Below are 11,977 nucleotides of genomic sequence, written 5' to 3'. Positions count from 1 at the left end.
ACTATACCCACCTATTCAAAATCAGTATTAGAAAAAAACGTCTCAATCATATAACTTATTCCTATTAAAATTAAATAATAAGGAAAGATCTATATGAACAAGACAATACCATTCAGATTTGATTATGTGGGCAGTTTCTTAAGACCAGCCGCTGTTAAGAATGCAAGAAATCTATACAAGGCAAACAAACTTTCAGCAGAGGAGCTGAATGTTGTAGAAAACGAGGAAATTGCCAAGCTTATCCAGAAACAGAAGAATGCTGGCTTCCACGTAATTACCGACGGCGAGTACAGAAGAGCCTACTGGCATCTTGATTTCTTCTGGGGACTAAATGGTATTGAAGAGACTGAATTAAGCCACGGTTATTTCTTCCACGGAGAAGAAACCGCTAAGGGTTCAATAAAGGTTACCGGCAAAATCACCGGTGAAAACCATCCATTCGTTCAGTACTTCAAATTTGTTAAAGAATTTGAGGATGAGAACACTGTGGCAAAACAGACCTTCCCTGCTCCAGCGCAGCTTCTGGCAGAGCTGTTCAGAAAGGACAACATTGAGAATACAAAAGCATTCTACCCTGATATCAATGTTCTGATTGAGGACATCGGTGCTGCCTACAGAACCGTAATCAAAGAACTCTATGAATCAGGATGTAGAAACATTCAGCTAGATGACTGTACCTGGGGAATGTTCGTAGATGAGAAATACTGGGCCAACCGTCAGAACGGAAATGTATCATTTGAGGATGAAGCAAACAAGTATCTCAAAGTAAATAACCTTGCTCTTGAGGGTAAGCCTGCCGATCTGACAATCACAACTCACGTCTGCCGCGGTAACTACCATTCAACCTATGCCTGCACAGGTCCATACGATAAGATAGCCCCATTCTTATTTGCAAAAGAGAATGTTGATGCTTTCTATCTTGAGTTTGATGACGAACGCTCAGGCGGTTTTGAATCACTGAAGTATATTCCAAAGGATAAGAAAGTTATCCTCGGACTAATTACTTCAAAGAGAGCTGAGCTTGAGGATAAGGCCTTCATCAAGAAGAGAATCGCAGAGGCATCAAAATACGTTGATCTGGACAGACTGAATCTATCCCCTCAGTGCGGATTTGCTTCATGTGAAATTGGAAACAAGCTAACCGATGAAGATCAGTGGGCAAAACTGAAACTGGTTAAGGATATTGCGAGCGAAGTCTGGGGCGATAATCAGTAAAAACGCTCAGAATTGTATAAGGAAAGGAGATGAACTAACCTAACAGTCCATCTCTTTTCATTTTATATCATTAAGTTCGAATTTAATTGATTAGGCTTTAGACAGAGCTCAGTTTTCAATCATTATTCGTTGAGTTTTAGAAACAGTGAGCCTATAATAAAAAAAGTAGGAAACTGTTAAGCCCCCTACCTAAAAGAGTATGTTCTAATTTACCATACGGCTGCAGACCATAACAGTAAGATTAGAACAACTATTAAGATAATTAAGGTTTTCATAAGAATATTCCTTAATTAGATTAAACAATTAGTTCTAATTACTTTAGAGCCATTTTGCCGAATGGCTCTAAAAGTATATTAGAACCACCCTTTTTATAGAGCTATCGCTCTACGGTCGTTAATTCTATCATATCCAACATACCTATCTTAGCAATTAAGTCACTGGTCCTTCAAATAGAATAATGCATTGTACAATCTCTGTCTGCGTTAAGAGAAAATGGTTTGTCGAATTTTAAGCGTGAAAAAGAGATAATGCTGGTAGAATCACCAGCATTGATTTGGAAATGATTATTTAGAGGTATCTAGTTCATCAAATGATTTAACCAGATCATCGATTGCCTTGCACTGTTTTAAGAATGGTTCAAGTTTATCAAGAGGCAGTGCAGAAGGTCCATCACACTTTGCCTCATTAGGATTTGGATGAGACTCAAGGAATAAACCACCAATACCTACAGCCATACCAGCACGAGCAAGGTCTGCAACCTGAGCTCTTCTGCCGCCTGAGGCTGCACCTGTACTGTCACGACACTGCAGAGAATGAGTAACGTCGAAAATAATAGGATATCCGCCACAGACCTGCTTCATCACGCCAAAGCCGAGCATATCAACAACCAGATTGTCATAGCCAAAGTTGGTTCCGCGATCGCAAAGCAGAATGTTTCGGTTTCCGCATTCTTCAATCTTCTGAGTAATATTTACCATCTGAGATGGTGAAAGGAACTGAGGCTTCTTAATATTGATTACTTTTCCGGTCTTGGCGATAGCAGCTACAAGATCCGTCTGTCTTGCAAGGAATGCAGGGATCTGCAGAACGTCACAGACTTCTGCAACAATAGGAGCCTGAAAGACTTCATGAACATCGGTAATTACAGGAACGTTGAAGGTTTTCTTTAATTCCTCGAAAATCTTCATGCCTTCATCAAGACCAGGGCCACGGTAGGAAAATACAGATGAACGGTTGGCCTTGTCAAAACTTGCCTTAAAAACGTATGGAATATTAAGTTTTGAGGTGACATTGACATAATGTTCACAGACCTTCATTGCAAGATCACGACTCTCAAGAACATTCATTCCACCAAATAGAACAAACTTATTCTGATTGGAAACCTTGATATCTCCAATCTCAATTACTCTATGCTGCATAAAATAACTCCTTAATACTGAGTTAATTTTACCATGAAAAGAAAAAGATTCTATTTAACCATCAGCCGAAAGGAACATAAAAAAAATAAATAGAAGAAAAATATCGGTGACAAACAAATCAATCTGTATTGCCACCGAATTCCTGGAGATCTAGCTGATTGAATCTAATTGCGAAATTGAGGTATTTCGGCGATCAAGTCCATTATTCTTGTAATATTCGGCCTTTGCCTTGTACATTCTCTCATCAGCAAGCTTTGCAAGTTCATCTATGTTTGCATCAGGATAATCTACCTTGCAGGCATGGCCAGCCGAAATAGACATATTCTTTACAAGTTTGCCCTGCCACTGATTAACATGTATAAAGAATTCTCTTTCTCCTATGGTATATTCATCAGGGGTTAAGTAAAATATACCGACAAATTCATCTCCACCAGTACGATAAATTTTTTTATTTTTTCCCTGCAGATGTTTCAGTTTTTCAGCTATATCTGCAAACCCATAAATCAGTTCATCTCCAGCAGCATGACCAAGAGTATCATTAACCTGCTTGAGATGATTTATATCAAACATAGTGAACACCAGATTGTCAGGAATTGGATTTCTGCGATAATATTCAAGTTGTGCCTCGTATGCTCTTCGATTCAGGAATCCGGTCATATCATCTGTAACTGAACGCAAAAATAACACCTGTTCCTGCTGCTTGCGTTCATCAATTACCTGTGTTGAGAACAGTACGACAGTAGGACAGCCATCATTATCAGTTTCTACAGAAATAAAGTTAGCGATAAACCAGCCTGTATGTTGTCCAATGAACTCAGAGGATAGAGTCTTAATACCTCTCATACGTTCACTAATAGTCGTGAGATCAGTAAACTCTAAGGCACTATCACGATATTGAGGAACAATGACGTTCTCCATAATAAGCCGCATTTTTTCAGGTGCAGAGATTTTTTTATCCAAAAATTCCTTTAACTCGCCACCTGAAGAGTATTCTGTTATTGTTCCGGTTTTAAGATTAATCAGATGCATAGAATAATACATATCAGCAAGGGACTTCAGAATTCTTAGCTGTTCCGATTTTACTGCATCCGCTGCTTTTAGATTTTCCTCGAGTTTTTTCTTGTCATCGATATCAATAAAGAAACCAACAATAGATATTGGTGATCCATCTTCTCTTCTGGCAATTCTTCCTGCCGCATGGAACCAGCGATATCCTCGGTTATGGGTTAGAAATTTGTATTCAGTATCATAAATTGTTCGATTGGTATAATCTTTTACAGCGTTCCAATACTGATTAACCACTCTTTCCCTATCATCTGGATGAAGTCTGTCCTCGAAGGAACTGAATTCGTTAGGAAAGTCTGATTCATCCTTATACCCAATCATACGTCGAAAAACCTGACTCCATTTTACAGAAGTCATTTCACCGTTCTGGTTGAAAGTCATATTCCAGGCTCCAGAACCAAGTGCTTCCTGAAGAAGATCTACCTCATTAACCATCTCTGATTCGTTATAATTATTAGATTCCATGATCACAGATACCTTCTTTTAGCTGATTCATAATTTATACAAACAGTAACACTTCTCTATATTTTAAATATAACACTGATTTATATTCTGATATCGTTCGCATCTCAGTATATTTAAGGTATTTAAATCTGAATTATAGAGAAAACAGGTAAACACCTGAAAAAAGAGATTTCTCTTCTATAAGAGAGTAACGAAAAGAGATTTAAGAGCGCAGGAAACATATGCTTCCCGCGCAACTGCTACTGAGTTTTCTGTAGCATGAAGGTCTGGTATTCAAGATCAGAGAACTGTCTATCAACGAGGAACAGACCAGTGATGGTACAAAGCAGCATTGAGAATGCAAAGCCGTATCCGTAATACACAGGACCAAGATCAATACTGATGTATGAGAACAGGAAGTTTGATGTAACCATTACTGTAGTCAGAACCAGAGCGCCGTATCTCTTATCCAGATAATACATGACATTCAGAAGAGACATAACCAGAACCTGTAGACTTACACCAACAAGATCAATATAGAAAAGGTTCAGATAAATTAGGTCAATACCAAATGCAGACAGAATATCCTTGGCAAAAACCAAAAGCAGAGCCAGAGTAATACCCTGAACCTTGAAAATCTTATAAAGACATTTTCTGCATGAATCTATCATCTGTTCCTTGTACAGATTAATAGTGCTCAGAGAACCACCCTCTCTTACAGAATTGTAGAATTTAAAGCAGTTCTCAGTGAAATCAGTCTCAATTCTCATGATAAATACTGCCATACCAGGAACAACTGCAAGATAAGCCAGGAATATAGGCAGATCATAGATATAAGAGGCTCGCATTACATCTATCTGGGCATAGGAAGTCTCATTTCTGAACCAGAAAACAAATTTATCAGCCCATACTCCAAGGTTGTAGAACAGACCACAGAATACAAGTGAAGCGTAAACCTTATGAGGGTTTAGAAAATCAAATCTGATAAAAGCCAATCCAGGCATTGAGCGAACAACCTGTAGCAGGAAAGCAAAGGTAAGTAGTCCCTGAGAGACACAGAATACAAACTCAAGGCCTAATAGACCAAAAGGAGGTATTGACCAGGCTAGAAATACCATGAAGCCGTAACCTGCAAACATGGTTATAACAATGCGGTAGTACTCCTTCATACCAGACAGGAAAATAATCACAATCCACTGATTTGTCAGAAGAACAAAGGATGCAAGCATACATATTCTGACAGAAAAATCGATGCTAGGCAGAAGAGTTAACAGGAAGAATCCTACAGCACCTGATACGGCGGTTAAGACCAGCATAGCTCCGAATAGATTAGGAATGATGCGATTCTCCTCGCCTCTGAATTCACAGTCAGCAACAAACCTTGAAAAAAGGATCTGGAAAAAGCCACTTAATATAAGCGACCCAGCCATCATATACGTGACCGATATTAAAAACTGAATAATCAGAACCGATGGATATACAACATCTATACTGATGATACCAATAATCAGCAGTGCCATGATAGACAGCACCCATGGACCTGAACTTACTATAGATGCAATTCCATAAGCCTGTATTACAGAGGTTAAAGAATCTCTTTTAAGAATTTTCCTTAACTCAAATCCTATTCCCGCCATCTATACCCTCTTGATAAAGTTTTCTATAAGAATCAAACATCATTGATTCTTCATAATGATTCAACACACGCTGACGGCCAATATCACCTGTTTCACGCCATAGATTTTCATCACGCAGGAAGTGATCGATCATCTCCACGCCCTGAGCTGGATTTGCAATTGATATAACTTCACCTGCACGTCCAAGGTTAGGAGATTCTGTATTTGCTCCATATAGAATCTCAGAACAGGCACCAACATCTGTTGCTATACAAGGAATACCACTAGCCATAGCTTCAAGTAGAACTAGAGGCTGGGCTTCTGAAATTGAAGTCAGCATCATAATTCCAATCTTAGGCATGATTTTGGCTACATTCTGGTTTCCTGTGAATTTAATATGCTCCTGAAGACCTAGACTCTGTACCAGATTTTCACACTCTGACACATACTTTGGATCTTCTTCCTTAGGACCTACAATCCAGCCTTCAAGATCAGGATAAAGCTCCAAGGCTCCTCTGATAGTTCTGATAAAGGTTTTAACATCCTTGATTGATACAACTCTTCCAACCAGCGCTACAACATGAGGTGGAGTATTAGGTCTTAAGCTGTAAGCTTCCTCAAAGCGTTTAGTCTTAATGCCGTTTACCACAACAACAGTCTTTTTCTCGGGAGCGCCGTCGCTCACCTGACGAAGTCTGTTTCCTTCAAACAAAGCTGTAATCTTATATGCTTCCTGATATGCAGACTTACCCATCTGCACAAAGAAATTAATCCAGATCCTGCGGATTAGATCCATACCTGAATGCATTGAGATGTCTAAAGAATCACTCTTGCTCTTAATCCAGGTTGCAAGTGACAAATCAATCTTGCGCTCTTTTGTATAGATACCGTGTTCTGTCAGAAGATAAGGCACATTGTTTGAAGCATGAGCCAAAGCACCAAGAAATCCGGCATAGCCGGTGGAAATTGAGTGATAGCATTTTGTCTTTGGCAGATGAGCTGCAATTCTGCAAAGCTCAATTAAAGGCTGATATAAGGTCCTATATGTCCAGAAATAGTCAACAAAAGAGCCTTCAGCATCAATTGCATCATATCGTTCGGTCAGAATATCCCAGGAATCTCTGCTATACAGAAGATCATTAATTGCATATGGATCTGTTCCAATAGCATTGGCAAAATCTCTTAGAATGTCGTGAGGAATAGGATTTTCTGGATTATCAAAGGAACTGATAACCTCACGCCAAAGACCAAAATCCTTATTATTAGCTTTTTGTGGCATCTTTTTGGAAAGATTCTTCTCATCCGGAAGAATATAGTGCATTTCCATGCCGACAACATTTGAAGGAAGCTCATAGGCCATTTTCTTGTAGGAGCTTCTCTGTCCGCCGATGAAAACCAGATAGAAGGTGTACTGAGGCATATTGCTGATAATCTGATGTACCCATGAAGAAACACCTCCGCGAACAAACGGATAGGTTCCCTCAAGCATCATGCAGATGTCAGACTCTGCACCTACATTAAAGCTGGCATCCTTTTTTAACAGCTCGTTATATACTTCACCCACACTCTTTTTTTCTTCACTATTTGGCATTTAACCAATACTCCCTGATCTGAGAAAGTTTTGAGCCTTCAGTGGTATAAAGAGAGCTCAGATACGATTTAACTGAAACATAGTCACGCATTCTGAAAGCACATTCAGCAAGATATGTATTAACCTGAGAATCCAGCATCTTGGCATTCTTTGCTTTCTGCAGTGCAATCATGGCAGGCTCAATTTCATTAAGCTCAAGAAGAATACGCCCTAAAAGAAGCTCAAAATTGCCTCGATCTTCAAGTTCAATAGCCTTCTGACACCATTTTCTGGCATTGTTTAAATAGTGCTTTACAAGAACAGTATCAGCAATTCCCAGATAGCAGATCTCCCAGAACTGCTGAGCGATATCATAGGCTATATCTGCAGAATTGTTCTCCTTGAAGGAATCTTCAAGCATCTTGATATTGTCTGTAATTCCCTGCTCAATAGGATCAAGCTGAGAATAAGCCATCAGGCGAACATCGTCTGCAGGGTCTCTGAGCGCAATCTTATAAAAGGATATTCTCTGATCACGAGGCAGATGAGACACAGATGAAATAGCTTCTACACGTCTTTCTGTGTCAGGTGCATTTAATAGGATATCCTGCAGAGCTCCTGTACCGAACTTTGTGTACATCATGTCACGAGGATGAGATGGCAATTCTTCCCTAGGATTATGAACCCACATAACCTCACTTTTCTTTCTTGGAAGATTCATGGCTACAACAACACACACAAACAGTCCGATAAAGCCGACTACAGGCAGGAACATGCACATCATGAACATAAAGCCCACAGCAATATAGGGGCTCTGAGCCACCCTAACATTAGTAGGCAGAAGCATATACATAGCATAGGCTGCACTCATACTTGCAATAGAATGAAACATTGCAAATATCAGCAGTCGCCTGTACAGCTCAGCATCGGAAAAAGCGTAGACAGCTGCGCTTATATCACTAATCAGGCTTAAAACAATAAGAAAAATCGTCATCTTTTAAATCCAGTTTTTTAAGCTCTGAAATCAACTGATCATTGTCGACGGCTACATCAAGAGGTCCGGTAAAATCAAGTTTGATAGCCCCATCAGACTCTTTGGTCATAAGACGGTCAACACGATCAATATACAACTGTGCCTGAAGCTTTGAGGTAAGAGGCAACAGAACAACCAGAATGTTCTCGTTGGCATTGTTTTTACGCTTCCAGTAGATGTCAGCACCACGACGAAGAGAAATCGTCTTGTCAAAGAGCTCTAAAGCAGCATCAGTATAACCTCTGCAGAATACAATACTGCTGTTCTGTCCGTGGTACTTGTTCTCATCAAGTGCCTTTTTAAGGTAGCTTAGGAACAGATCCTTCTCTGAGGACTGAATAACAGGAGCAATCACACCTGTAGACATCATGTCAGCAGCATAGGCACTAACTAAATTCAAAATAGCAATATTCTGAGAAGTAAGTGTGAAGAACTTAACCTGAGATACTACAACGCAAGCATGCATAACACCAGCTGTATCAATAAGAGGAATGCATAGCTGATACTTAAGCGCTGAATCAGTTTCATAAAGATTTATAGGAGATAAAAGCTCTCGACTCTCCATCATGTCATTGAGCATGCTGTCTTTAAGATCAAGTTCAGCCATCTTGCCTATTGCAGACAGAGGCTTAGGATCAATTCTACCTTTCTCAATTCTGTAAATTCCGGCTTCTTCCATAACCACAATTGAAGCTAAAAGCTTTAGGACATGAGGTGCTAGTGAAGTTATTCTGTCGTACTGTTTTACACCTAAAACAGGATATCTTTCGTTGAGCTTTTCTAGTTCACTGATACTTGAGCGCAGACTTACCACCTGTCCGGCCATTCTCTGCTCTAACTGATCATGTGAGGAACGAAGCATGAAGTAGTTTTGAGTAAACAGAGAAAGCTTCTTTTTCATAAAGGCATAATCAAGGTCATTACGGTGAAGTCTTTCTTCCCATACATCACGGAACTCACCAGCAATCATGTTTACAACCAGCATTCCAACTGCCTGATAGTATGAAAAATAATCGGTGATACCGTGATATTTAAAAAACGACAGGGTCAGTACAATTGAGAGAATTGCAGAAATAAAGCCCATGGAAAAACCATAGCGCAAAGCTACAATTACTACAAAAACCAGCGGCCAGAAAAATTCAGAAGTATTCTCTACTGTAAATACTGGGACAGGACCGCTCTGATCAAAATAAATCTCGATAGAATTCATCCAGATAATTGAAGAGATTGCGGCCAGCACAACTGTTTCAACCCATACAATTAAAGGAAGACCAGAACCACTGGTAATGAGTCGGCCTAACGCCTTAAGACTCTTTTTCATTTATAAATCCCTTATGCGATTATCTGCTGTAGTTAATGTCGCCTAAAATGTTCTCTACAACCTTCTGTCCTGCTCCATTCAGACTCTCGCGACCGAAGCCTGATCTGCTGCCGGTTTTCTCGTATACAACGTTTCCGTTTACATCCTTAACTCTGATGGTTACACTTACAACAGGCTCACCGTCAAGACCAGCTTTATAGTTCCACTCATCAACAGAACCAGAAATCACGTAGTTGTGACTTACAGTTTTTAGCCACTCATTGGCCTTACGGGTGGTATATGAATCATCAAGAATACTCTTTAGATCCTTTGGTTCATCTGAAGATTCATAGGCAACATAATTGATGTTCTTTGCACTAAGCTCTGAACAGATGATTGTTTCAACATTTTCTGCTGCAAGAGGAGTATTTGACTGATTAACAAATGGCATAACTGCAAAAGTTGAACCATTTACTACAGAAATCCCATTTGATCCTCTGTATGTAGAACAGCCTGATAAAGCAACTAGTGCTGCAAGAATTGTTAAAGTTAAAGTTCTCATTTTGTTTGTTCCTCAAATAGTTAAAAAACCATGCTATAACCGACAGATAAAGATACGGACTTATTGCCCTGACGATCAGCACTCTGTACTGATGACTTGACAAAAAGTTCATCCTGAGACTTAAACAGACTTATACCAACTCCGACACTGACACCTGCATCAACTTTTCTCTCAGTAAAATTGTATCCGGAGAAAAGATCAAACAGGAATCGAGGTGATGGGACTGTAGGTCCTGGAATTCCCGGATCGCCATGATTGGTGGTCAAACCAAAGGCCATATGTTTATACTGTTTTGAAATAAATGACTCTGAACTTAGGCTCTGTACTAAATTATTGTTTAAAGAACCATTCAGTCTGTTTGTATCATTAAGAGAGTTTGCAGAAGGGTTATTGTTCTGATAGAGCCATGAGGTATAACCATATAAAGCAGGATCTGAACTGAAGATAGGAGTCATAGCCATAAACTCCAGATCATAACCAGATCCAAGATTCTCATCATAACGAGTCTTGTAATTGTGAATGCGTGAGGTCAGAGCAAAATACTCTCTGTTCCAAGGGGATGCGCTAAAACGTAATTCCGCATAGTTATCCTTTCCAAGCACAGCCATCATGTGAGAAACAATAGAATGCTGGTTTATAGCGCCAGATAAAGAAACAGCATATCGTTCATCCAGTCTGAACAGATAATCAACCTTCAGTCCTAGTCGTTCATCAGCTGCACCATCAGCAAGATCTGCTGTTGCAACAACTTCATATTTATCCTGTTCGTAAGAGACTTTTCCTATAATTCTCTTTTCACTCTTAAGCTTGGAAATGGCCATAGCATCAGGAGCCTTGGACTGCTGATAAATCGTTGCTATACCAAACTGACCAAGGGAATATGGAGCGTGGAAATACGTTGCATAAGAATGAAGTCCCCATAGAGGCTGAGAGTTAACAACTGCCATCACACTGCGAGTCTTGCTCTGATTATTAGCAGCCATCTGACCTCTTAACGCTTTATTAACATCTCTGTAAGGAGAAACTCCAACGGTATTTTTAGCTAACTGGTATGCCTCAAGACGCTTGGAGATTTTTTCAAGAGCGTCGTATCTTTCAGGAGTACTGATACCAACACCGCGTTCCAGAAGATCCTTTATCTTTTCCTTATCCTTTGTACGAGTTGCAAGAATGAGCTCCTGACTGTCAGATAAAACAACATTTGCAAGAGAACTTCTCTTTTTGAAGTAAACTGCACTTTTTATGTCATTTCTTTCAAGCAGTGAAGTCATCAACTGTGTTCCCAAAGCAGTAGTTTGAGATGTTTTCAGTTCGTTTCTAATTATGTTCTCACCTGCTGACTTTGATATGAATGTTGAAACCAGCGAAGCTAAAGTTACATTGCTGTCATCAAGTTTCATCAGTTCATCAGTCTTAGTATCCACTACATACTTTCTGATTCTGTATGCCTTATCAGAATAACCTAGATCAGATAAAACCTCGGCGTATGAAAGCAGATCAACCGCTGAAGGAGAAGGTGCATTGGATAGATACTGTTCATACCATACTTTCGCATCCATTCCGTAACCTAAACTTGAAGCAAGATATGCAGCCATCTGCCAGGCTCCTGGATTTGACGCAAACATCTTCTTGTATTTGTGATAAAGAGCTGCAGCCTTCGATATTGAAATTATCGCAAAAAAGGTAGCCCAGAGACTTGGCTTTGTAGTCAACAAGGGCACTATGATTATCAATCCTTTAAGAAAGGATAAGAA

At 39.6% G+C, this 11,977-nt stretch carries 9 protein-coding genes; 1 reads left to right on the top strand and 8 read right to left on the bottom strand.

Annotation, left to right across the window (positions count from 1 at the left end):
- The first annotated feature begins 93 nt into the window (after positions 1 to 93).
- Positions 94 to 1,215 carry a 5-methyltetrahydropteroyltriglutamate--homocysteine S-methyltransferase gene (locus tag BM308_RS03945; RefSeq protein WP_074943044.1) on the top strand — a complete coding sequence of 374 codons (1,122 nt, stop codon included), beginning with the start codon at positions 94 to 96 and terminating at the stop codon, positions 1,213 to 1,215.
- 563 nt (positions 1,216 to 1,778) lie between these two features.
- Here BM308_RS03945 and kdsA read toward each other — a convergent pair.
- From kdsA to BM308_RS03905, 8 genes are all read right to left on the bottom strand, one after another.
- Positions 1,779 to 2,633 carry a 3-deoxy-8-phosphooctulonate synthase gene (gene kdsA / locus BM308_RS03940; RefSeq protein ID WP_074943043.1) on the bottom strand — a complete coding sequence of 285 codons (855 nt, stop codon included), beginning with the start codon at positions 2,631 to 2,633 and terminating at the stop codon, positions 1,779 to 1,781.
- Positions 2,634 to 2,783: 150 nt separating this feature from the next.
- Entirely contained in the window at positions 2,784 to 4,163 is a 1,380-nt protein-coding gene (locus tag BM308_RS03935) for a sensor domain-containing diguanylate cyclase (protein ID WP_074943041.1), read from the bottom strand.
- A 239-nt stretch (positions 4,164 to 4,402) separates the two neighbouring features.
- Positions 4,403 to 5,779 carry an exopolysaccharide Pel transporter PelG gene (pelG, locus tag BM308_RS03930; protein WP_074943040.1) on the bottom strand — a complete coding sequence of 459 codons (1,377 nt, stop codon included), beginning with the start codon at positions 5,777 to 5,779 and terminating at the stop codon, positions 4,403 to 4,405.
- Positions 5,760 to 7,349, bottom strand: a complete 1,590-nt coding sequence (gene pelF / locus BM308_RS03925; RefSeq protein WP_083425434.1) for a GT4 family glycosyltransferase PelF — start codon at positions 7,347 to 7,349, stop codon at positions 5,760 to 5,762. Before pelF ends, pelG begins: the two co-directional genes overlap by 20 nt.
- Positions 7,339 to 8,322 carry a hypothetical protein gene (locus BM308_RS03920; protein WP_074943038.1) on the bottom strand — a complete coding sequence of 328 codons (984 nt, stop codon included), beginning with the start codon at positions 8,320 to 8,322 and terminating at the stop codon, positions 7,339 to 7,341. Before BM308_RS03920 ends, pelF begins: the two co-directional genes overlap by 11 nt.
- Positions 8,288 to 9,682, bottom strand: a complete 1,395-nt coding sequence (locus BM308_RS03915; RefSeq protein WP_074943037.1) for a PelD GGDEF domain-containing protein — start codon at positions 9,680 to 9,682, stop codon at positions 8,288 to 8,290. Before BM308_RS03915 ends, BM308_RS03920 begins: the two co-directional genes overlap by 35 nt.
- A gap of 19 nt (positions 9,683 to 9,701) precedes the next feature.
- Positions 9,702 to 10,223 carry a hypothetical protein gene (locus BM308_RS03910; RefSeq protein WP_074943035.1) on the bottom strand — a complete coding sequence of 174 codons (522 nt, stop codon included), beginning with the start codon at positions 10,221 to 10,223 and terminating at the stop codon, positions 9,702 to 9,704.
- Positions 10,224 to 10,243: 20 nt separating this feature from the next.
- Complete coding sequence (locus tag BM308_RS03905; RefSeq protein ID WP_074943034.1) at positions 10,244 to 11,935, bottom strand: tetratricopeptide repeat protein; 1,692 nt, start codon at positions 11,933 to 11,935, stop codon at positions 10,244 to 10,246.
- Positions 11,936 to 11,977: the final 42 nt, after the last annotated feature.

The sequence above is a fragment of the Succinivibrio dextrinosolvens genome, from assembly GCF_900116345.1.
Taxonomy (GTDB): Bacteria; Pseudomonadota; Gammaproteobacteria; order Enterobacterales; family Succinivibrionaceae; genus Succinivibrio; species Succinivibrio dextrinosolvens_B.
The sequence above is the reverse complement of the archived record's forward strand: the minus strand, read 5'-3'. Positions and strand labels throughout refer to the sequence as shown.